The sequence below is a fragment of the Rhodococcus marinonascens NBRC 14363 genome (assembly GCF_001894885.1).
Taxonomy (GTDB): Bacteria; Actinomycetota; Actinomycetes; order Mycobacteriales; family Mycobacteriaceae; genus Rhodococcus_F; species Rhodococcus_F marinonascens.
Genome location: NZ_BCXB01000046.1, coordinates 1 through 22,980, shown reverse-complemented (window position 1 = coordinate 22,980; position 22,980 = coordinate 1). Strand labels below are relative to the sequence as shown.

Here is a 22,980-nt window from a genome sequence, read left to right as displayed (position 1 = left end):
GGCAGATCGGTTCCGGGCGCCGGCCACCCCGATCGAGTCCATCGTGGCCGAGGTATTCGGCGATGTCCTATCTATCGAACGCGTCGGCGCCGACGACGACTTCTTCAAGTTGGGCGGAGACTCATTGTCCGCCACCCGGGTGGTCGCCCGGGTCGATGCCGCCCTGGACGTCGAGGTCGGTTTGCATACCTTGTTCGAGGCTCCGACCGTGGCGGCGTTTGCGGAACGCGCCGCCGGCGCCGGGGAACGCAAAGACCGTCCGGTGTTGCAGGCGACGGCACGTCCCGCGCGAATTCCCTTGTCTCTCGCCCAGACTCGCATGTGGTTCCTCAACCAGTTCGATACATCTTCACCAGTCCACAACATCGTGATGGCGTTCCGGCTCACCGGGGCCCTCGATATCGGCGCGCTGAGGTCGGCGGTGTCGGATGTGGTGGGGCGGCACGAGTCGCTCCGGACCCGTTTTCCGATGATTGGTAGCCAACCGGCGCAAGTGATCCTGCCGGCCCGGGAATCGGTGCCGGACCTGGCCGTCACGAGGGTGTCGGGTGAGGCGGATTTGCAGCAGAGGCTCACGGAGACGGCGTCGCTGGGATTCGATGTCACAGAGCAGGTGCCGTTGCGAGTGGCTGTGTTCGAGATGTCCAACGACGATCGTGCACTTCTGGTGGTTGTGCACCACATCGTTGCGGACGGCGTGTCGATGGTCCCACTCGCGCGTGATGTGATGGCGGCGTATACCGCGCGGACGGCAGGGCATGCCCCGCAGTGGCGACCGCCGCCGGTTCAGTATGCCGATTTCACGATCTGGCAGCGACAAGTTCTCGGCTCGGAAGACGATGCGCAATCGCTCGTATCACGGCAACTGGACTACTGGCGTGCCACGCTGGCTGGTCTTCCTGCGGCCCTGGAACTGCCATCCGACCGCCCGCGCTCGATGCAACGATCGCCCGATGGGAACCGCGTCGGATTCGAGATCGGTTCCAGCCTGCATCGTCGGTTGGCGGAGCGGGCCTCAGCGCATCACTCGACAGTGTTCATGGTCGCGCACGCCGCCTTGGCGGTGTTCCTGGCCAAGATCACCGGTTCCGAGGACATCGCCATCGGAACCCCGGTCGCCGGGCGAGGCGAGGCCGTCCTGGACGACGTGGTCGGAATGTTCGTCAATACGGTGGTCCTACGGACGGTCGTCCGCGATGCGCGCCCGTTCAGCGAACTGCTCGAGCAGGTACGAGGCGTCGACCTCGGCGCCTACGGTCACGCGGAGGTGCCGTTCGAGAAGGTCGTGGAAGCACTCGACCCGCCCCGATCAACGGCGCATTCGCCACTGTTCCAAGTATTGGTCGAATTCCAGAACACGGAGCGACCCGATTTCTCATTGCCGGGAGTCGAGGTGGACGGCATAGACCTCGGCGCGAGGATCGCGAGGTTCGACCTCCAGTTGACGCTGGCCGAGGAGTACGGCAAAGACGGCACGGCGGCGGGTATCGCAGCCAGCTTCACCTACGCCACAGATCTTTTCAACCCCTATACCGTCGCCGGGTTCGCCGACCGGTTCGTTCGCCTGCTCGACGCAGCGGTCACCGATCCATCGATCCGAGTGGGCGATCTCGAAATTCTCGGTGCCCTCGAACGGGCCGAACTCGTACCGATGCGGGGCCTTCCCTCTGTGACCGGGCGGACGCTACCGGACGTGCTCACCGCGGGAGCCGCATTCGCACCGGCGGCGACCGCACTGTCTGGCGACGGCCTCACCATGTCGTATCGGGAGCTTGACGAACGATCGAACCGCCTGGCCAGGGCGCTGATCGACCGCGGCGCCGGCCCGGATGCGTTCGTTGCGATCGGGGTGCCGCGGTCGATCGAGTGGGTGCTGTCGGTGTGGGCGGTCGCGAAGTCGGGCGCGGCCTACGTGCCGGTCGATCCCCTGCTGCCGTCCGCTCGCATCGGCGGAATGCTGGAAGATTCGGGTGCGGTGCTCGGGCTGACAGTCTCCGGGCAGCGCGACAGGATGCCCGGAGTGGTGGAATGGTTACTGCTGGACGATCTCGACATCGAGAACACGTACCCCGGCGGCCCTGTGACCGATACCGAGCGTCTGCGTCCGCTGCGCGTCCAGCACGCTGCATTTCTGCTCTACACCTCCGGATCGACGGGAACACCGAAAGGTGTGGTGGTTACGCACGGCGGCCTCGCGAGCCTGGCCGCCGAGGAGCGGGAGCGCTTCGCGGCGACCCGCGGTGATCGGGTCTCGCACCTGGCTTCGCCGAGTTTCGACGCATCCGTGTTCGAACTACTGTTGGCGTTCGGCGCCGGCGCGACACTGGTGATCGTGCCGCCCGCCGTTCTCGGGGGACCGGAACTGGCTCAATTCCTTGAGGTGGAGCGCGTCACGCACGCCTTCTTCACACCCACGATCCTCGATTCCATGGGCACCGCCGGGATTGCTTCCCTGCGGATTCTCGCGGTGGCGGGTGAACGGTTCCCGCCCGAGGTGGCGTCGCGGTGGACACCCGGACGATCCGTCTTCAATGGATACGGCCCCACCGAGGTGACGGTGCAGACGACAACGGGCGAGGTGCTCTCGCCCGCGGAGCCGGTGAATATCGGTGGGCCGAGTCGCGGCGTCGACGTGGTCGTATTGAACACCTGGTTGAAACCGGTTCCGGTCGGTGCGGTCGGCGAACTGTACGCGGCGGGACCAGGGTTGGCGCGTGGCTACCACCGCCGTCCGGGACCGACTGCGGCGTCGTTCGTGGCAAACCCATACGGCGAGCCTGGCTCCCGACTGTACCGAACCGGCGACCTCGTGCGCTGGACCGCGATCGGTCGGCTGGAATACGTGGGACGCAACGACTTCCAGGTGAAAATTCGTGGACAGCGAGTCGAACTCGGCGAGATCGAGTCGGTACTCACCCGCTGCGACGGCGTACGCGGGGCGGCGGCCGCCGTGCAGAGCGGCGTCGGAGACCGACTGGTGGCATACGTCGCGCCGGAAACCGGTGCGAGCATCGACCCCGCCGAGGTGCTCCGCTACGCCGGATCCCACCTCGCACCGTACATGGTGCCTGCCCAACTGGTTGTGCTCGATAGTCTGCCCGTCGGTCGGACCGGAAAACTGGACCGGCGATCGCTACCCGCTCCGTCGATCGCGCCTCGAAAGTTCCGCCCCCCGGCCAGCGCGGTCGAGGAAGCGGTGGCGGAAGTCTTCGCCGAGGTGCTCGGCGTCGCACGCGTCGGTGCCGACGACGACTTCTTCGAACTGGGCGGGAACTCACTGGCGGCGACTCGGGTGGTTGCCGAGCTGAGGGTTAGGCTCGGCACGGAGCCACTGCTGCAGTGGATATTCCGTAATCCGAGCCCGGAGGGCCTGGCCCGCCGCATCGTGGATCTGTCGGCGTCCGGACGCGTGCCGGCCGACGACGTGCTGGCTGTTGTCATTCCGTTCCGGGCCGCCGGCGCACGGTCTGCCCTGTTCTGTGTGCACCCGGCCGGCGGACTCGCCTTGGGGTACGCCGGGTTGATCAAGCACCTTGCGCCCGACCGTCCGGCCTATGGGCTTCAGCTTCCGATTCTCAGTGGCGGAACAACATTCGACTCGATGGCACAACTGGCCCATCGATATGTGGTCGAGATGCGGGCTGTGCAGCCTCTAGGGCCGTATCACCTGCTGGGTTGGTCACTCGGAGGGGTGATTGCGCAGGCCGTCGCGGTCGAACTGCGCGAGTCGGGCGCCGATGTCGGGACTCTCGCAATGATGGACAGCTACGTTGCGGAGGGGGACGACTTTGGTGACCTCGAGGTGGACGCCGAGAAGTGGCTCCGCGGACTGGGTGTCGAGTCCGAAGGCGGCACCGATACAGATTCGTCGTACCGCGAGCAGTTGGTCGAGATGCTCGGCCGATCGTTCGGCCGCGACTCCGCATTCGCCTCGACGCTCCTCGGGCGCATCAGCGCCGGACTGGAGAGCTCCAAGCAGATCTCCACCGGATACGAGCCTCGAGTGTTCGATGGCGACCTGTTGTTTTTCAGTGCCGCGCGGTCTGCTGACGGCGAAGAAGGGGAACGGCCATCGCCGAGCGTGTGGCAACCGGCGATCGCAGGCGCGATCGTCGAGCACAAGGTGGAATGCGACCATCTGCGCATGACCACTCCGGAGGCCCTCGCGAGCATCGGGCCGATCCTGGAGAGATCGCTGGCCTCACGCCCCGATCGCGCGGCCGATGCCCGGCCAGGACTGCCGTAGTTCGGTCTCGAACAGACCCCACGAGTGCGTGCCGTAGGGGAGGAAGCTGAAGGTGGCTGGAATCCCCAGCGACGCGAGCTTGTTCTGAAACGCGACGGCACACGAATTGGTCACCATCTCGAGGACACCGCCGCCGATCGTCTGAGGCAGAGCCAATACAGGGTTGTGATCATCGATTGCGCCGGGGATCCCGTTGCCGCTGGATATGAACAACTCTGTGCCGCGAAGACGTTCGGCGTTGCGCATCGGGTCGTGCAGGGCCCACCGGGGGTCCGACGAACCTCCCCACATGTTGGCAGCATTGCCGCCGCCGCGCAGTTCGACCATGGACCGCACCATCGCCTGGCCGAGCGTGCCGCTCGTCATGGGGCAACCGCTGTACGAGCCGACCGCACGGTAGAAGCCCGGGGCCTGCATGGCAAGGGCGAGTACTGCGCTGCCCGCCATCGATACCCCCCCGATCGCGTTGACCCCGGTGGTGTCGAATCGACTGTCGATCGCGGCGGGAAGTTCACTCGTCAAATATGTCTGCCACTTGTTGCGGCCGAGAACAGGATCGTCCGCGATCCAGTCTGTGTACATGCTGTACTGCCCGCCGATTGGCATGACGACATTGACATGCTTGTCGGTGAAGAATTCCCGCACACCGGTGTTGTTGAACCACGAGATGCCATCCGCCCCGCCGCCGATGCCGCTGAGGAGATAGAAAGTGGGGGCCGGACCACCCGAAGCGGGGGAAATGACGTCGTTGGGTACCCACCGGCCCATTGACGGTGAATACACGTCTACCCGCGTGGTGATCGCCTCCGCGGACGCGGATGGCGGACCGAGACCCGCCCAGGCGGGCAGCACCAGGAGTGTCGCCGCCAGAACGCGTGGAAGGATTGCCGAATGCAGAACTTTGAACGGTAGCATGTCGCCCCCTGCTTTTGGCCTGCCCTTCCAATCTAGAACGGTGCGGTACCCGCTTGGTGCAGATCTGGCGAACCGGTGCAAAGATAACTTGGTGACCGACAAAGACCGGCCCGACGAGCGATTCACCCTCGCGAGTGAGCGGACGTTCCTCGCATGGATGCGTAGCTCACTCGCTCTTCTCGCCGGGGGCATCGCGATCGAACACCTCGTTCCCGGATTCAGCACCCAGTTGGTGAGGACCACGCTCGGACTGATCTTGATAGGGCTCGCCGCGGCCGCGGCACTCGTGGGAATGCGACGGTGGTACCAGGTGGAAAAGGCGCTCAGGGAGGATGCCCCCATGCCGCCACCGCACGAACTGTGGTTGTTCTCGGTGACGCTGATAGCGGTGGCAATTGGAGCGGCGGTCGCCAGCCTTGTAGCTGCGTTCTAGCCTGCAGAAGAGGTTCGCATCTCGCGAACCGAACGTGACGACGAAGGAGTGCACAGTGGCCCACGAACTCAAACTCGGTTACAAGGCGTCCGCGGAGCAGTTCAGTCCGCGGGATTTGGTGGAGTTGGGTGTTCTCGCGGAAGCGCACGGGATGGATTCGGCGACGGTGTCGGATCATTTCCAGCCGTGGCGGCACGAGGGTGGACACGCGCCATTCTCGATTGCGTGGATGACGGCGGTGGGCGAGCGTACGAGTCGTATGCAGCTGGGGACGTCGGTGTTGACGCCGACCTTCCGGTACAACCCGGCGGTGGTGGCGCAGGCGTTCGCGACGATGGGGTGTCTGTATCCAGGGCGGATCATGCTCGGGGTGGGTACCGGTGAGGCGCTGAACGAGATCGCGACGGGCTTCTCGGGGCAGTGGCCCGAGTTCAAGGAGCGGTTCGCGCGGTTGCGGGAGTCGGTACGGCTGATGCGCGAACTGTGGCTCGGAGACCGGGTCGATTTCGAGGGGGAGTACTTCTCGACCAAGGGGGCCTCGATCTATGACGTTCCCGAAGGCGGGATTCCGGTGTACATCGCGGCGGGTGGCCCGGTGGTGGCTCGGTACGCGGGGAGGAGCGGTGACGGGTTCATCTGCACATCCGGTAAGGGCATGGACTTGTACACGGAGAAATTGATGCCGGCGGTCGCAGAGGGCGCGGAGAAGGCGGAGCGCGATGCCGCCGAGATCGACAAGATGATCGAGATCAAGATCTCGTACGACACCGATCCTGACCTGGCTTTGGAGAACACCCGGTTCTGGGCTCCGTTGTCGTTGACCGCGGAGCAGAAGCATTCGATCGATGATCCGATCGAGATGGAGAAGGCGGCGGATGCGCTGCCGATCGAGCAGGTGGCAAAGCGGTGGATCGTGGCGTCGGATCCGGATGAGGCAGTGGCGCAGATCAAGCCGTACCTCGATGCCGGACTCAACCACCTCGTCTTCCATGCGCCGGGTCATGATCAGAAGCGGTTCCTGGAGCTGTTCGAACGCGACCTCGCGCCGCGGTTGCGGGGGTAGGCGGTTGCGGAGGGGTGATCGCCACGAACGTGGGTGCGTCACTCTGGTGCCGCGTGAACTCGGCGCCGTTAGCCCTGCTCGTGATCATCGACCTTCAGTGCACGATTGACGATCGGAGATGGTCTCTCGAGTGATTTCGGAACACCCGGAGGCCGAAGGTGCGGTGGCAGCACATCGTCGGTGATATGCCTCCAGCTCGCCGCCTCGCCGCCTCGACGGGCTCGCGGCCTCGGAGGTAAGGCTGCGGCTGCGTGCAATGCGATTCCCGCGCGGATTCCGATCTCGTAGCCGACGATCAGCGGGTGAGTAGCTCGGCTCCTGACGGGTGCGATGACTCGGCATCGGTGGATGCCAGCAACGCCGGCACCACGGCGGCTCCGGCGTGGCCCTTGGTGAAATACCCCCAGGTCCGGGCGGCTTCGGCCGTTCGTCGAGGTCGATGTCCACCCGCGTGCAACCCCCGGGCATCCCCCCGAGCCGTCACCCGGACCCAGAGCCCCGCCGCGAAGCCGAACATGTGCAAAAGCCGGTCTGGTCGGCGCAAAGGGAACTGCAGAGAGCCCCACCTGCGCCGATCTGCGCCCGGTGCCAGACGGTCTGCCGCATCATGAATCGAACCCCACGCAAAATGGATAAACCAACTCGACGGGCAGGAACGGTGTGAGCGGTGTGTGGCGACTTCTTTCTCGTCGCAATCAGCAGTGTAGAACGGGCCTACGACACGGTCGGCTGCCAGTTCACCCGACCACCGCACGACTCACGTCAACGAACCGGATGAGGCCGCCACCCTCACGGTCGGGGCGGCGGCCTCATCCGGCTTCACGGTGCGGGTGTCAGCTGAAAACGCTGCCCGAGCCGCTGCCGGTCAACGAGCCGAAGTCGAAGCACAACGATCCGAGGCACCGGTCGATCGCGATCACCGACACCGTGTTGTCGCCATTATCGGCGACGTAGACGCGGGACCCGTCCGGCGTGACCGCCACCCCAACCGGGAAATCCCCGACCATCACGGTATCGACCACGGTGTTCGTGGCGGTGTCGATCACCGACACCGTGTCGTCGCCACCGTTGGCGACGTAGACGCGGGACCCGTCCGGGGTGATCGCCACCCCTTGCGTGGTAGCCCCGACCGTCACGGTATCGACCACATTATTGGTGGCGGTGTCGATCACCGACACCGTGTTGTCGCCACTGTTGGCGACGTAGACGAAGGACCCGTCCGGGGTGATCGCCACCCCTTGCGGGATATCCCCGACCGTCACGGTATCGACTTCGGTGTTGGTGCCGGTGTCGATCACCGACACCGTGCCGTCGCCACTGTTGGTGACATAGACGAAGGACCCGTCCGGGGTGACGACCGCCACCCCTTCCGGGGCGTTCCCGACCGTCACGGTATCGACTTCGGTGTTGGTGCCGGTGTCGATCACCGACACCGTGCCGTCGCCATCGTTGGGGACGTACACGAAGGACCCGTCCGGGGTGATCGCCACCCCGCGCGGGTTGTTCCCGACCGTCACGGTATCGACCTCGGTGTTGGTGCCGGTGTCGATCACCGACACCGTGCCGTCATCATCGTTGGGGACGTACACGAAGGACCCGTCCGGGGTCACCGCCACCCCTTCCGGGCCGTCCCCGACCGGGATGGTATCGATGACGGTGTCCGCTGCCGCGGCCGCCGCCCCGGCCATACCGAGGACCATCGCGACCGTGGCGGTCACCCCGAGCATTACACGTCGGGCGCGCCCCCCGACCGTGGGATACCCGCGAAAACCAGTGTGGCGATTCACATTTTTCTCCTGCCTTAGAGGAACAAAACGGATCAACCGTGCAGTGGCACAACTGGTGTTCGGATCCGAACTACCAGCCCAGGAGAGGCTAACAACCGAAATCCCGATTTCGCCTCCGGACTCGCCGAAGCACTCACGGCCACAAGACCATGCGAGGCATGATCGAGCACCCGAACCGCTGTGCGGTACACCCCACCTGCGATGAGGCAGCCCCTGCCACCGGCGGGCTGCCCCACTCGATCGGTAGAACGGCATGCGCTGGGGTAACGCAGGGACAGATTTGCGTGTGGTCACCGTCCACATCAGGGGTGCTATCGGTATTCGTGCGGCAACGAAGACAGAATCGATTGCAGCAGTCCACAAATAGAGAGCTTCTACAACGGTGGGCGTGGCAGACGAACTCGTCCCCGAGCTGCCTGGGGTTTTCGTATCCCGCGACGAGTCGTTCTGGACCGAGAACGCAAGTGAAGCGCCGGCGTGGTGCTCAGTCGGGGAGGAGTGCGGGGAAGGAGCCCTGTGGGTACGGGCTGGTGTGGGAGGGCGGGCCACCCGGAGAACGAGCCGTCGGATTTTGCGTGGGCCATAGGAGCGGTCTCTGAGTCGAGAATGACCCGCAGGTGCTTCGAGATGGTTGGTCCACCAGAAGGACATCGCGGACGCCTTGTCGCAGACGCGTGCTTCCTCCCACGCGTACCAGGGGGTTGAGGACTCGGCGACCTGGGGAAGTACAGGACGAGCGGGTGGCCTGCGCTTCGAGCGCTGTCGGTAAGAATGCTCACGAACCCTTCAGAGGAAGTGCTGGCAGGTATTCGGTTGCACGGACCTGCCGCGGTCTTGCCGTCCCTGACAATCCAACGAGCTACGGAGTACGAAAGAACGATCCTCGATAGCCCTGCGGACTTCCCGTTGGAATGGGTGCTCGCTGCCGAACAACGAGTGTCTCGCGATGCCGGCAACAAGTCCCTGGAGCAAGTGGCTGCGGACAACAAGTGGTTTTCGTCTGCGGGGTGATTCGACGGTGGCCGTCGGTAGAGTCTCACCGACGCATCACCGACACCAGGGCGCAGGCCCAGGCTTCCGATCCCGAAGGACATCCCATGGCCGACGACCGCCGTTCCGGCGCGGAGCTGTCGCGCACGCCGTGAGTTGCTGGATCTGTCCTCGCAGGAGACCGCGCAACTGCTGTCCGTCGGTGAACGTGCCGTCCGAGGCTGGGAGACCGGCACGGCCAAGACGGTGCCGGCAGGTGTGATCGCCGAACTCGCCCAGCTCGAGCAGGACCAGGACGACGTGGTGCGCGAGCTGGAGGAGATCGGCAGGCGTAGCGGCATCATCGTGATCTACCGCGGTGACGGTGTGGTCCCGGATCGTCCCGAGCTGCCCGCCCGCTGGCATCGAGTCGCCGCGGCGACGGCGCTGCGCAATCTGGCGGTGGACGGTATCGACGTCCGGATCGTCTACGCCGCCGCAGCCGACCGGGAGCACGCCGGACCCCCGAAAATCACAACCTGAACAGTGCGAAAAATTTTGTGGTCTGGGGTGGTTCGCGAGTTTCCCAGACGAACATAACGTTTGACGTTATTAACGCAACTCGTTATGCTTGGTGTCGTGATCCAGTCGTTCACCGGTAAACAGGCGGAGTTGGTGTGGGGCCGGCGCCACAGCCGCAAACTCGGACCAGAGATTCAGCGGGCGGCGTACCGGAAGCTGCTGATCCTCGACGCCGCGGACGACATCAACGACCTGCGCGTCCCGCCAGGGAACCGACTGGAGAAGCTGGTCGGTGACCGGAAGGGACAGCACAGCATCCGAATCAACGACCAATGGCGGATCTGCTTCGTCTGGACCGCGAGCGGTCCCCGCGATGTGGAGATCACCGACTACCACTGACACACCGACGACATACAGCAGCTCTAGGAGCGAACATGACCAACAAGAACGCACCACTGTTCGACATCATCACACCGGGGGAGATCCTCAACGAGGAATACATCAAGCCCTTTGGAATCACGCAGCACCGCCTCGCTGTCTCGATCGACGTTCCGCCGCGCCGGATCAACGAAATCGTGCACGGCAAGCGCCGCATCACGCCGGACACAGCCTTGCGTCTGGCGCGTTACTTCTCCACCAGCGAGAGGTTTTGGATGAATCTGCAGGACCGCTACGACATCGAGGCCCAGCGAGAACGCATTGCAGACGAACTGGAAGCCATCGTCCCCCTCGTGTCCGCCTGAACGCGGCTGCCGTACCCATCGACGGCCTGAGGTGCGGGACTGTCTGAGGCGATCACGAGGGGAAGCGAAGACGATAGAGAAGGGCCTCGAGGACATCTGGCCAAGCGTCGGCTAACCGGTTCACGCGCACAAGGCCGGGATACTCGAAGAAGTTCGCGACTACCGGCCCCGCAACGCCCGCAGGAAAAATGAGGTCATCTTTTGGCGGGCACCCGGCTCGGGTTGAGGCTGATCGTGAACGTCAGGCCGCTGGGCAGCGTTACCGGGCCTGTGTGGAGTGGCGCCGGGTTCGATGCGCCGTGCCTCCTCGTCAGAGGGTGTCGAGGTCGTAGTACACCCCTGGGGTGATGGGGCGGTGTCCCGCAGATCTTCGACACCGCCAAGACCGAGTTCGACCCCGAGCGCGCCGAACTGTACGAGCTGCTCACCCCGCAGGAGTACGACGCCGCCCGGCTGAGCACCGTCAACGCGCACTACACCGACCCGGCGATCGCCGCCGCCATGTGGCGGGCCGTTCAGCGCGCAGGCCTGCCCGAGGGGGCGCGAGTCCTCGAACCGGGCTGCGGCAGCGGGCATTTCCTGGGATCGGCCCCCGAAGGGGTGCGGATGGTCGGCGTCGAACTCGACCCGGTCACCGCCCAGATCGCCCACCGGCTCTATCCCGGACAGCAGGTCCGCAATCACGGCTTCGAGGCACCGTTCGTCGAGAACGCCGCGTTCACGGCCACCATCGGCAACGTGCCGTTCGACAACTTCGCGCTCTATGACGACGTGCACAACCCGAACAGCCGCAACATCCACAACCACTTCATCATCAAGTCGCTGAACCTCACCGCCCCGGGCGGATACGTAGCGGTCATCACCAGCGCCTTCACCTCCGACTCCGCCCGCCCGGACGCCCGCAAAGACATCGGGTCGCTCGCGGACCTGGTCGGTGCGGTCCGGTTGCCGTCGACCGCGCACCGCCGCCAGGCTGCCACCGACGTGCTCACCGACGTGCTCGTCTTCCGCCGCCGTGAGGAGGGCCGGCAGATGAGCACCGAAACCCGGGACTGGCTCGAGACCCGGGTGACGTCGTTGCCGGGCAAGGGCGGCAAGGAAGCCGAGGCCCGCATCAACGGCTACTTCCTCGAACGTCCGGAGAACGTGCTCGGCAGCTACGAGGTCGGCAATGGCATGTACGGCTCGAACACCCTGAAGGTCATCGCCCGCGACAACGAGCCGGCGGCGCTCGGTGTCAGCGGTGTCCTGGACCGGATCATCGATCAGGCCCTCGACACCGGCCAGGCGCTCACCGCGACGGCCCCCGACCGCACCCTGGATCCGGGCTTCGACGCACCTGGCCTCTATACCCGGCCCGTCCAGGAGACCGCGGTACCGGGCACGCTGCGGTTCGACGAGCGCACCGAATTGTGGGAGCAGTACCAGGTCGGAGCCGGATGGGTGGCCACGACGAAGAAGTCCCGGGATATCAACGACCAATGGCAGCGGCTGCTGGCGATGGGCGACACCGTCCTCGAGATCGGCGACGCGGCACGCGATCTGAGGTCCACGGCCGAAGATCGGGCGGGGCTGCGTGAGCTCCTGACCCGCCAGTACGACGACTATGTCACCGAGTACGGGTTCATCAACCGCTTCAAGTGGACCAACCACGCCACCGAGAACAGCCCGGAGAAGACGGCCGCGAACCTCACCACATTCGAAGGCGAATGGCGCATTCAGGCGGCGCGAGACCTCGCCGTCGACCGCGGTGTCGATCCCGACGACCTCGACGACCTCGACCTCGACCCGTTCTCCGGTGACATGCCCGCCGAGGTGCGCGAGGGCCTGCTCGAGGCCCGCACCCCCGCCCAGGGGCCGCGAAAGAACCGGTACCGTCGAGGTGCACAAGAACGAGGAAGAACTCGAGAAAGAACCCAAGCCGCGGTTCCACCCGAAACACACCAACGACCTGCGCAACCGGGCGGTGAAGCTGGAAGAGAAGTTCGTGCAATGGCTGTGGTCGAACCCGCAACGCTACGAACACCTCAAAACCGCCTACAACGAGCGGTTCAACCGCTACGTCACCCCGCAGTTCGACACCAGCCACCGCCGGTACCCCGGCCTCAACACCGACAAGTATGACCCCTTCGAGTACCAGCGGCGGGCGATCGAGCGGCTGCTGCACGGCGAGACGATCCTGCTCGATCACTGCGTCGGTGCCGGCAAAACCTTGACCATGACGATCTCGAGCATGGAGATGCGCCGACTGGGGCAGGTACGCCAGCCCTGGATCGTCGCCCCGAACCACCTCGTCGATCAGTGGGCGGGCGAGGTCCGCCTACCCGGCCGCGAAGATCCTCGTCGGCTCCGACCTCGACGGGGTCCGGGACCGGCAGCGGTTCATCGGTCAGAGCGCCGTCACCGAGTGGGACATGGTGATCGTGCCCGAGTCGCTGTTCAAGCTGATTGGCGTCACCAAGGAAACCGAGATCGAGTACCTCGACACCCGGTTGATGGAGCTGCGAGAAGGGCTCGAGTCCGCTAAATCCGCAGGCAGCGACCACACCATCAAGGAGATCGAGAAGGCGATCAAGCGTGAGGAGACCAAGCAGAAGAAGCTGATCAACTCCAAGGCCACCGACGTCGGCCTGACGTTCGAGCAGTCCGGCTGCGACTTCATCTGGGTCGACGAGGCGCACTACTACAAGAACCTGGCCCGCGCCTCCAACAGTGCCGACCTGAGCGTGGTGGGCGGCGCCCAGCGCGCCAGCGACCTCGAGATGAAGGGCCGGTTCCTGCGTAATCGGGCCTTCCTCCGCAACATCGAGGCCGGCCGACCCGACGCCCCCGCCAAGACCCTCGCCTTCGCCACCGGCACCCCGGTGTCGAACTCGATGTCCGAGCTGTGGGTGATGAACCGCTACCTGCGGCCCGACCTGCTGCGCGATGCCCGAGTCGAGCACATCGACGCCTGGGCACAGACGTTCGCCAAGCAACGCACCACCGTGGAGATGAACGTCACCGGCACCTCCCTGCGACCGGTGTCGCGAATGGCCGCCTACCAGAACGTCGGTCAGCTCATGGCGATGGTGGACCAGTTCCGCGACGTCGTCACCGAGGACCAGATCCCGGTCGCGCTGCCGCGGATGCGGACCGGCGCCCCGATCGTCGTCGAGTTCGACCTCGCACCCCAGGTCCGCGACTTCATGTTCGACCTGGACGAGCGCATGTCGGTGACCTCCGGGAAGACGATGGCGATCGACAACGCCCTCAAAATCTCCAACGACGGGCGCAACGCCTCCCTGCACCCGACCCTGGCCGGGTTGCCCGAACCGGACCCCGAACACGACCGCATCGTCGTGGCCGCGGACCTGATCTGGAAAACCCACAGCGAGAACGTCGACCTGTTCACCCCCGCCGACCGGTACGGCCCCGACGCCCACGGCGTGTTCCAGATGGTGTTCTGCGACCGCGGCACACCGAAACCCGGTGTGGTCGGCCACAACAACCTCTACACCCGGCTGCGGGACTCGCTCGTCGAGCGCGGCATGGCCCGCGACGAGGTCGTGTTCATCCACGACTACCCGTCCCCGAAGCAGAAACAGCAACTGTTCGTCGACTGCCGCGCCGGCAAGGTGCGGGTGCTGATCGGTTCGACCCCCAAGCTCGGCACCGGCGTCAACGCCCAGCGCCTCCTCAAACAGCTCATCTCCCTGGACCCCGCATGGACCGCCGCCGACATGCAGCAGCGGTTCGGCCGGATCATCCGCCAGGGCAACGTCCACCGGGAGGTCGACGTCGTGAACATGGTCGCCCGCCGCTCCTACGACGCGACGATGTGGCAGATCATCGAGCGCAAAGCCACCGCCGTGCAGCAGATCCGCCGCGGCGACGTACCCGACACGATGGAAGACGTCGGCGGCGACATCGCCCTGTCCGCGGCCCACACCAAGGCTGCGGCCACCGGAGATCCCGTCTACGTCCAGGTCGTCGAGCAGCAGGCCTTCGTCGACGGCCTCGAATCCGAGCAGACGATGACCGCCAACGCCAACGCCTCCCGCCATGCTGCGATCGAACGCCTCGACCGCACCGCCGAGCGCCTCGACAACGCACTGCCGGGACTCGACGACCACGCCGCCAAGGCGGCCGCGTGGCTGGCGATCGAGGACCGCGCCCGGCGCATGATCACCGTCGGCGGGCAGACGATCGCCGACAACGACAGCGAACGCCTGGTCTCAGGCTTGCAGCGCGTTCTGCAGACCAAGTACATCGACGCCCGGATGATCAAGAGCGACAAGCCCATCGACATGTTCCAGGTCGGCGGCATCACCGTCACCGGCCGCTACTCGCGGATCAGTGACGTGCTGCAGCTGTCGGCCACACCCGGTGGCCACCGCTTCATCGACCACGCCAAAGCCGCCGAAGCGATGTCGCACGCCACCGCGGCACGCGGCATCATCCAGCAGGTCCGCAACCTCGTCAAAGACCTGCCAGAGAAGGCAACCGACGCCCACCGGCAGCGTGAGCGGTCCCTCACCCGCCGCGATGAACTCGCCGCCATCCCCGACGCCGGGTTCACCCGCACCGAGGAACTCGCCCGCGCCCGATACGCACTCGCCGAGCTCAAGGCCGAGGTCAACGCCCGCGAGAACTCCCCCGAAGCCCTCGCAACCCGGGGCGAGGACCTCGACCGCCGGCGCGGCGAGGGCCTGTACCCACGGTGGTCACTGGACCTGAACCCCACACCCGCACACGCAGAGAAGGCGCAAACCTCCCCGTCCGCGCTCGCCGCGTCCGTGCCCGAAAAGATGGCCGCCTCCGCCGAGCAATGGCAGGCCGGTGCAGCCGACCGCGCAGAAGCGCGCGCCGACGACCCCTGGAGCCCCGCTCCGCGGACGGCTCGCACTTCCAGATCGGCGGCGACCGCGACAGCGGACAGTCCGGCGCGAGCATCCAGTGGACCGACCGGGCATGGCACTGGGCGGCATGGGCCGCCGACGGCAGCAAGGCCAGCGACTTCGAGGACCGCCGCGAAACCGCCCGCTACGCGGCCGAAGCCGCCCTCACCAGGTTCGCCCGTCCCGCCGACACCACCACCGGTCCCGCCGCCGCCCGCACCACCGACGCCACCCGGACTGCCGGTCACCCGCACGCACTGTGAACCATGCTCGGCAACCAGCCCCCCGCGAAACCCGACCGCGGCCACGACCCCCGGCCACAACCCGACCCGGCACGCCGCAGCGGTACCGACCGCGGTCTGTAGCGAGGCGACCGTGTCGTAGGCACGGTTTACACCGCTGCTGCGATGAGCAAGAGGTCGCCGCACACTGCCTTGCCGTTTGCGTCCGTTGCCCACGGGGCCTCGAAGCCACCGTGTGGCATCCGATTTACCTACACAGATGACGCGAATGGCTCAGCGTTCCGCATCAGCCGATTCGACTTCCCCTCGGAGTAGTCGAGGGCCTCCCATCGGCGCCGAAGCAAGGCCTAGCGGCCCGACCGGCGCTCGAGGAAGACGGTGTCGCGCCACTGGCCGTCGAGTTGGGCAATGCACTCGCGGACGCCGATAGTGCGGAATCCGGCGGAGTGGTGCAGGGCGATGGAAGCACGATTCTCGGGGAAGATCGAGGTCTGTAGCGTCCACAGGCCGTCCTGGTCCGCGGCGATGACCTGGGTGCGCAGCAGTGACTTTCCGACCCCGCGTCCGCGCACGCCGTCCGCGACGTACACCGAGTTCTCAGCGACCCCGCGGTAGCAGTCCCGCCCGGAAACCGAGCTGAGGGCAGCCCAGCCCACGACGGCGCCGTCGATCTCGGCAACCCAGCGGTGCCCGGGCAGCCACTGTGCGTCGAGGGCCTCGCGGGTGGGGACTTCGGTGGCGAAGGTCGCGGTGCGGGTGGCAATGCCCTCGCCGTAGATCCGGCGCACGGCATCCCAATCGTCTTCACTCATCGGGCGGACAGTGACGTCGGCGGGCAGGTCGTCTGGGCAGCACGGGCGCGGGGTGAGCACGCCCATCACCACGTCCGCGGCCTGCGGCAGTCCGGTGCAGCAGGAGGGGTTAACCACGACGACGGTGCTGGTGCCGTCCTTGTGGACGCCCACGAACCCGACGTCGGCGAGCTTGCGGACGTGATGCGACACGGTCGGCTGACCGACCCCCAACGACTCAGCCAACTCGCCGACCGTAATGCCGGCCGGGTGGCTGGCAACCTGATGCAGCAGTCGCACCCGGGTCGGGTCTGCCAAGCAGGCGAACCAACCCGCGTACGTGGTCGCATCCTCGGGGGCCAGCGCATCTGCCCCGGCTGGGCGGGCGGTCCGGACAACCGGCATCTCCAGAGAGTTCATACCCACAACTGTATCGATATCCATCGATGGTTGCATCAATCGATGGGCGTCGATATAGTGGGAATTGATCGATGATCGTCGATGAAAGGAAGTTGTGATGACTGACCTGCCCGTGGTCGTTGTAGGCGCCGGCCCGATTGGCCTGGCTGCCGCCGCAGAGCTGCGTGAGCGCGACCTGACGCCACTCGTGTTCGAGCGAGGTGCGAGCGCCGGTGCAGCGGTCGCGCAGTGGAATCACGTCCGACTGTTCTCTCAGTGGTCGGAGCTGGTGGACCCGGCGGCGCGGCGACAACTCGAACAGACCGGATGGACCGCCCCTGAGGCCGAGACTTACCCAACCGGCCGGCAGTGGGCGAGCTACTACCTCGTCCCGCTCGCCGCTGCGCTCGGTGATGCAGTGCAGTTCGACACAGAGGTGATCGGGGTGGCACGAGCCGGCCGCGACCGGGTCGTCGACGCTGGCCGCGACACCGAGCCCCTGTCCGTGCACATCCGCCGCGCCGACGGATCCGAGGACCGGATCCTCGCCAGCGCGGTGATCGACGCCACCGGTACCTGGGGATCGCCCAACCCGCTCGGTGGTGAGGGCCTGCCCGCCCTCGGCGAGCGCGCTGCTGCGGCTCGCATCGACTACCGCGTCCCCGACCTCGAGGACCCGCAGGTACGCAACGAGTTCGCGGGCAAGCACACCGTCATCGCCGGCGCCGGCCACTCGGCCATGACCGCGATAGTGGCCCTCTCGGAGCTGGCGGCCGAGGCGCCGGGCACCCGGATCACCTGGGCGGTACGCCGCGGCGATGTCGGATCCACATTCGGTGGCGGCGAGGCCGACCAGCTCCCGGCCCGCGGGGCGCTGGGCCTGCGCGCGAAGGAGGCAGTCGGTGACGGGGCGCTTCAGATGGTGACAGGGTTCCGCACCGCCGCCGTCGAATCCAACGGCGCCGGACCGCTGGCGCTGGTCGCCGATGGCGGACATCGGATCGAGGATGTCGACCGCGTCGTGGCGCTGACAGGGTTCCGCCCCGACCTGTCCTGGCTGTCGGAGATCCGCCTCGGGCTCGATCCGGTCCTGCAGGCCCCAGTTGAGTTGGCGCCACTGATCGACCCGAACGTGCACTCCTGTGGCACTGTCTACCCGCACGGCGTCCGCGAGCTCAGCCACCCCGAACCGGGTGTCTACCTGGTGGGGATGAAGAGTTACGGCCGCGCACCGACGTTCCTCGCGATGACCGGCTACGAGCAGGTCCGCAGCATCGCCGCTCACCTCGCCGGCGACGAGGAGGCCGCGCACCGAGTCGAACTGATCCTGCCCGAGACCGGAGTCTGCGGCGGCGCGGGAGTGTTCGACGAACCCAACACCGCGGCGGCCGAGGACGGTTGCTGCGGTGCCGCGCCCGAGCCGGAACTGGTGAGCCTCGCTCCGTCCCTCGCTGGTCGGTGCGGGTGACCGAGACGACGACAGCCCCGCCGCTGACCGAGACCCTCGACAAGGCCGGTCTGCGGCGGGTGCTGGCGACGCTGTGCCTGACCGAGATCACCAGCTGGGGGATCCTCTACTACGCCTTTCCTGTGCTGTCGGTGGCGATCTCGCACGAGAGCGGATGGTCACCGTCGGTGATCGTGGCCGCGTTCTCGATCAGTCAGCTTGTCGCTGCGGTTGTCGGGATCCCCGTCGGACGACTTCTCGATGCCAGCGGACCGCGAACGGTAATGACCGCCGGATCGGTGCTCGCCGTGCCGGCGCTGCTGGTCGTGGCCTGGTCACCGAACCTGCTTGTCTTCTACGCGGGCTGGGCCTTGGCCGGGGTGGCGATGGGCGCGGTGCTCTACCTGCCCGCGTTCGCGGCGTTGACACGCTGGTACGGCGCCGACTACGTCAAGGCGCTGATGATCCTCACCCTCGCCGCCGGACTGGCGAGCACCGTCTTCGCGCCACTGGCCGCGGCGCTCGTCGAGCGATACGACTGGCGGGCAACCTATGTCATCCTCGCAGCGATCCTGGCCGCAGTCACGATCCCCGGACACTTTCTGGGGTTGCGCGGCCGGTGGCCGGACCCACCCCAACATCCAGGCACTTCCGTGGTCGATCACCGCGACGCGTCCCGCAGTCGGGCCTTCGCCGCGCTGGTGATCGCGCTGAGTCTGGCCGCGTTCGCCGCGTTCGCCGCCGTGTTCAACCTCGTGCCGCTGCTCATCGAACAAGGTTTCAGTCCCGGCCTCGCCGCACTGACCCTCGGCCTCGGCGGAGCCGGTCAGGTCCTCGGACGGATCGGCTATCTCCCGATCGCTGCCCGCACCGGGCCCCGCGGCCGGGTCGTCGGGATCCTCGTCGCGAGCGCGGCGACGACGGCACTGCTCGGTGTGGTCGGCGGCGTGACCGCCCTCATCTGCGTCGCGATCGGCGCCGGTCTGGTGCGTGGCGTCTTCACCCTCGTCGAGGCCACCGCCATCACCGAACGCTGGGGCGCAACCCATTACGGCCGCCTCAACGGGCTCATGTCGGCCCCGATCGTCATCGTGATGGCCCTCGCGCCGTGGGCAGGCACCGCGTTGTCTTCGTGGACCGGAAGCTACGCCCGCACTTACCTCGTCCTCGGTGCGATCGCTCTCCTCGCCGCGGTGTTCGCCGCCGCCAGCGTGCCCCGCCGAACCACCGAACCTGCCCCCTGACCACAGAGGAAAATCGAATGCTTGACTACGACGCCCTCGTCATCGGCGGCGGCCAGTCCGGCCTGGCCGCCGCTCACGCCCTGCGCCGCGGAGGCCTGAAACCGGCCGTGATCGAGGCCTCCGACGAACCTGTCGGATCCTGGCCGCATTACTACGCCAGCCTCACACTGTTCTCCACGGCGAAATACAGATCACTGCCAGGCCTTCCGTTCCCTGGAGGCGACGACCGCTACCCGGCTCTGAGACCGTTGAGTCATGGTCGGGAGTTAGGTAGCAGGTGACGAACACAGAACGAACCCAAGAACGTTGGTTCGCCGGCTGGGGAGTGCTTACCGGACTTCTTGTTGGGGTGTTCATCTACATTCCGCTAATTTTCGTCGCGTAGATCGTCTTCAATGTTCCAGGCCCCAGCCCAGTACCAAAGCGAACCATCTGGAACGGTCTGTACAAGGGCGCGCCCGCATACTGGATCTCCTGGGTCGCGTGTCTGATCATATGCGTCGTTCCAGGGATAGTGCTCGTGCCATTCCGCCGAACCCGGCGCCTCGGCGTCGGGTACGCAGTCACAACGCTTCTCATATCCGCGAGCGCCACATTGCTCGTCATCAGTTACGACCTGAGCGGTGGACCCATTCCTGGCGAGTGAGTCCCTTGGGGCGGTGTAGATCGGGATCCCCGGATCGGTGACCGTCCACAACCGACTGAGCACCGACCGTGTCGGGGGCCCGTTCTAGACTGCTGGTGCGACGAGAAAGAGGTCGCCGCACACTGCCTCGGTCGACAGGGGAATGTTCCCTGTCGGCCCTGATCCGGGAAGGTTTCTCGGATCGGTGGGGTGCGGCGACCTCTTTTGCGGTTTCTGCACCGCCCGACAGTGCGATGCCCCCCGATCGGTTGGGGCGGATCGGGGGGCATCCTTCCGGTGGGTGGTCGAGAACCTTTAGGGCGTCAACCGCGACGGTCGGGTCCATCCTTCCGGTGGGTGGTCGACCGCGAGTTCCCCGTGCCCGTGCCAGGTTCCGTCGTCGGTGGCGTGACTCATCGGCCCGGTCTCACCGTCGAGGAGCAGCTTCAGGTGCGGGTCGCAGTGGCGGATCCACCAATTCGACATCGCTGAGGGATCATCGGCGGATACGCGGGCATCCTCGAACGCCCACCACAGCGCGGTCAGGCGGGCCACCACCTCCGGATGCCGCCACCAGCGCGGATCCCAGGCGAGCCCGTGGCCCGGCTGCGGGCTGATCTTCCGGTTGACGACCTCGCACACGTACTGCTCGACGAAGTCCTCCAACCTGGCGAACGTCGGGGCTGGCAGCTCCTCGCTGCCTTCCCCACCAACTTGGGCGACGACACGGTGTCGGTGATCGACACCGCCACCCACGCGGTCACCACCACCATCGAGGTCGGCGACCAGCCGCAGGGGGTGGCGATCACCCCGGACGGCACCCGCGCCTACATCACGAAACAGGACAGAGGCACGGTGTCGGTGATCGACACCGCCACCAACACCGTTGCCACCACCCCCATCCCGGTCGGCTTGATGCCGTGGGGGGCGGCGATCACCCCCGACGGCACCCGCGCCTACATCACCAACCAATACAGCGACACGGTGTCGGTGATTGGGATCGGGATCGAGACACCTTCCACCTCTTGGGGAAGCTTCGCTGGCAGCAGACGAAATCCAGGGAACAGCAGCGTGGCGACCGTGTCGTAGGCCCGGTTTATACTGCTGATGCGACGGGCAAGAGGTCGCCTCACACTGCCTTGGTCGACCGAGACTTTCTCCGTCAGCCCTGATCCGGGAAGTTTTCTCGGATCGGCGGGGTGCGGCGACCTCTTTTTCGGTTTCTGCGTCGCCCGACAGTGAGATGCCCCCCGATCCGCCTGGGCGGATCGGGGGGCATCTCGTTTTCAGAGCGGGTCGCTCACTCTAGGGCGTCAACCGGGACGGTCGGGTCCATCCTTCCGGTGGGTGGTCGACCGCCAGTTCCCCGTGTCCGAGCCAGGTTCCGTCGTCGGTGGCGTGACTCATCGGCCCGGTTTCGCCGGCGCGCCACCGTCCGGGTCCTAGAGGCCGCCGGATACCAGCCGCAGCTGACCGACAAGCAACAGTGCTGCGGGTTGACCTGGATCTCGACCGGTCAGCTGACGGCGGCAAAGAAGATCGTCGGCCGCACCCTGGACGCGTTGTCAGAGCATGCCGAGGCCGGTATCCCGATTGTGGGAATGGAACCGTCGTGCACCGGAGTCCTGCGCTCCGACACCATCGAACTCCTCGGCACCGCGGCCGCGACACCGGTCGCCGAGAACACCCACACCCTCGCCGAACTGCTCGCCGAACGCGGATGGGAACCACCATCCCTGGAGGGCACCACAGTTGTTGCGCAGCCACACTGCCACCATCACGCGGTGATGGGGTGGAGTCCGGACGCACAGCTGCTCGAGAAGGCGGGTGCGCGCGTGCAGCGTCTCGGCGGTTGCTGCGGTCTTGCCGGCAACTTCGGCGTCGAAAAGGGCCACTACGACGTGTCCGTGGCAGTCGCCGAACAGCAACTGCTCCCGGCCGTCCGGGCCGCTGACCCCGACACCACCATCCTCGCCGACGGCTACTCCTGCCGCACGCAACTCGCAGACCTCGCCGAAGTTCGTGGACAGCATCTCGCCGAACTCCTTGCCGGCCACCTCGAGCCCCGATAGCTTTCGTCAAAGGATTGCTCCACTATCCCATCGCCGAGTCGGATCCCGAGGGTGGGGAATTGGGCGGCGATCTGGAGATCGGTCAACGGTGAGGTTAGTGGGGTGTCAACGGTGAGGTTAGTGGGGTGTCGGCGTAGCCGCGGTCCGCGCCGAGTTGCGCGTTCCCCGGCCCCGGTTTCGACGTAGCAGTGGTTGGTGTCGGGGTCGCCTTTGCGGGTGCGGGTGTTGCGGTAGATGATCAACGCGCAGTCATCGCCGTCGTGGCAAGCGTGTAGTTGCCGGTATAGGGTGGGCTCGGCCGACACGAAAGGTGGCGGCGATGTCGTCGACGGTGTGTTTGCCGACGACATACATCTGTTGTGCCTGGTCGAATTGGATTGCACCAGCAGGTTGTTGCCCAGTCGGAGACAGCATTGACGAAGCGGGTCGCCGCACTGAAGTTGTACCGGGAGGACTTGCACCCGTTCGACGGCTACCTGGAGCAACTCGACCAGATTAGCAAGTTTACCCAGCCGTTGTCGGCGGCGAGGTCCAGGGCCTTGCCCTGTGTCTGCAGATGGACTCCGAGATGTCCTCGCTGTTCAGGGCGTGGAGTCCTCTTA

General features: G+C 66.1%; 15 protein-coding genes and 2 pseudogenes. 13 read left to right on the top strand and 4 right to left on the bottom strand.

Annotated features, from left to right (window positions below):
• On the top strand, positions 1–4,246 hold a 4,246-nt coding region (locus RM2_RS20820; protein ID WP_245814075.1), incomplete at its 5' end, for a non-ribosomal peptide synthetase.
• Here RM2_RS20820 and RM2_RS20815 read toward each other — a convergent pair.
• Positions 4,202–5,161: an alpha/beta hydrolase gene (locus tag RM2_RS20815; RefSeq protein WP_072691417.1), complete on the bottom strand. Its 960-nt coding sequence runs from the start codon at positions 5,159–5,161 to the stop codon at positions 4,202–4,204. The genes RM2_RS20820 and RM2_RS20815 overlap by 45 nt on opposite strands.
• Positions 5,162–5,252: 91 nt before the next feature.
• Here RM2_RS20815 and RM2_RS20810 point away from each other — a divergent pair, with 91 nt between their 5' ends.
• Entirely contained in the window at positions 5,253–5,594 is a 342-nt protein-coding gene (locus RM2_RS20810; protein ID WP_072691416.1) for a YidH family protein, read from the top strand.
• 55 nt (positions 5,595–5,649) lie between these two features.
• Positions 5,650–6,657: a glucose-6-phosphate dehydrogenase (coenzyme-F420) gene (gene fgd / locus RM2_RS20805; RefSeq protein WP_072691415.1), complete on the top strand. Its 1,008-nt coding sequence runs from the start codon at positions 5,650–5,652 to the stop codon at positions 6,655–6,657.
• 833 nt (positions 6,658–7,490) lie between these two features.
• Here the strand turns inward: fgd and RM2_RS20795 are convergent.
• A complete protein-coding gene (locus RM2_RS20795) occupies positions 7,491–8,444 on the bottom strand; it encodes a beta-propeller fold lactonase family protein (RefSeq protein WP_245814074.1) in 954 nt (317 codons plus the stop codon).
• A 1,146-nt stretch (positions 8,445–9,590) separates the two neighbouring features.
• On the opposite strand from RM2_RS20795, the gene RM2_RS20785 reads away from it, so the two are divergent.
• From RM2_RS20785 to RM2_RS20760, 5 genes and pseudogenes are all read left to right on the top strand, one after another.
• Entirely contained in the window at positions 9,591–9,956 is a 366-nt protein-coding gene (locus RM2_RS20785; RefSeq protein ID WP_072691411.1) for a hypothetical protein, read from the top strand.
• A gap of 96 nt (positions 9,957–10,052) precedes the next feature.
• A complete protein-coding gene (locus RM2_RS20780) occupies positions 10,053–10,334 on the top strand; it encodes a type II toxin-antitoxin system RelE/ParE family toxin (RefSeq protein ID WP_072691420.1) in 282 nt (93 codons plus the stop codon).
• 35 nt (positions 10,335–10,369) lie between these two features.
• The gene (locus RM2_RS20775) at positions 10,370–10,678 is read left to right on the top strand and encodes a HigA family addiction module antitoxin (RefSeq protein WP_072691410.1); all 309 of its coding nucleotides are present in this window, start codon (positions 10,370–10,372) and stop codon (positions 10,676–10,678) included.
• Positions 10,679–12,284: 1,606 nt separating this feature from the next.
• Positions 12,285–12,938 (top strand): annotated as a pseudogene (locus tag RM2_RS26155) (DUF8437 domain-containing protein); the annotation flags it as partial.
• A gap of 37 nt (positions 12,939–12,975) precedes the next feature.
• Positions 12,976–15,942, top strand: coding sequence for a helicase-like domain-containing protein (locus RM2_RS20760; RefSeq protein ID WP_507762067.1), 2,967 nt, complete (start codon positions 12,976–12,978; stop codon positions 15,940–15,942).
• A 205-nt stretch (positions 15,943–16,147) separates the two neighbouring features.
• On the opposite strand, the gene RM2_RS20755 is transcribed toward RM2_RS20760, so the two are convergent.
• Complete coding sequence (locus RM2_RS20755; protein ID WP_072691406.1) at positions 16,148–17,011, bottom strand: helix-turn-helix domain-containing GNAT family N-acetyltransferase; 864 nt, start codon at positions 17,009–17,011, stop codon at positions 16,148–16,150.
• Positions 17,012–17,108: 97 nt separating this feature from the next.
• On the opposite strand from RM2_RS20755, the gene RM2_RS20750 reads away from it, so the two are divergent.
• The 3 genes from RM2_RS20750 to RM2_RS20740 are packed head-to-tail and all read left to right on the top strand — an operon-like array spanning position 17,109 to position 19,962.
• Positions 17,109–18,458, top strand: coding sequence for an NAD(P)-binding domain-containing protein (locus RM2_RS20750; protein WP_072691405.1), 1,350 nt, complete (start codon positions 17,109–17,111; stop codon positions 18,456–18,458).
• Positions 18,455–19,681 (top strand): MFS transporter, encoded by a 1,227-nt coding sequence (locus RM2_RS20745; RefSeq protein WP_084721918.1) that lies wholly within the window; start codon positions 18,455–18,457, stop codon positions 19,679–19,681. The genes RM2_RS20750 and RM2_RS20745 overlap by 4 nt, the downstream gene beginning before the upstream one ends.
• Positions 19,682–19,698: 17 nt before the next feature.
• Positions 19,699–19,962, top strand: coding sequence for an NAD(P)-binding protein (locus RM2_RS20740; protein WP_139277866.1), 264 nt, complete (start codon positions 19,699–19,701; stop codon positions 19,960–19,962).
• Between the two features lie 659 nt (positions 19,963–20,621).
• On the opposite strand, the gene RM2_RS20735 is transcribed toward RM2_RS20740, so the two are convergent.
• Positions 20,622–20,972 carry a DUF4913 domain-containing protein gene (locus RM2_RS20735; RefSeq protein ID WP_169846785.1) on the bottom strand — a complete coding sequence of 117 codons (351 nt, stop codon included), beginning with the start codon at positions 20,970–20,972 and terminating at the stop codon, positions 20,622–20,624.
• A 48-nt stretch (positions 20,973–21,020) separates the two neighbouring features.
• On the opposite strand from RM2_RS20735, the gene RM2_RS20730 reads away from it, so the two are divergent.
• Both RM2_RS20730 and RM2_RS20725 read left to right on the top strand, forming a co-directional pair.
• The gene (locus tag RM2_RS20730; RefSeq protein WP_072691403.1) at positions 21,021–21,395 is read left to right on the top strand and encodes a YncE family protein; all 375 of its coding nucleotides are present in this window, start codon (positions 21,021–21,023) and stop codon (positions 21,393–21,395) included.
• Between the two features lie 230 nt (positions 21,396–21,625).
• Positions 21,626–22,378 (top strand): annotated as a pseudogene (locus RM2_RS20725) ((Fe-S)-binding protein); the annotation flags it as partial.
• Positions 22,379–22,980 lie beyond the last annotated feature (602 nt).

Bases quoted from the DNA above. Each gene is read 5' to 3' on its own strand.
- RM2_RS20740 (WP_139277866.1), top strand. From the start codon at position 19,699: ATGCTTGACTACGACGCCCTCGTCATCGGCGGCGGCCAGTCCGGCCTG.
- RM2_RS20755 (WP_072691406.1), bottom strand. From the start codon at position 17,011: ATGAACTCTCTGGAGATGCCGGTTGTCCGGACCGCCCGCCCAGCCGGG.
- RM2_RS20775 (WP_072691410.1), top strand. From the start codon at position 10,370: ATGACCAACAAGAACGCACCACTGTTCGACATCATCACACCGGGGGAG.
- RM2_RS20750 (WP_072691405.1), top strand. From the start codon at position 17,109: ATGACTGACCTGCCCGTGGTCGTTGTAGGCGCCGGCCCGATTGGCCTG.
- RM2_RS20815 (WP_072691417.1), bottom strand. From the start codon at position 5,161: ATGCTACCGTTCAAAGTTCTGCATTCGGCAATCCTTCCACGCGTTCTG.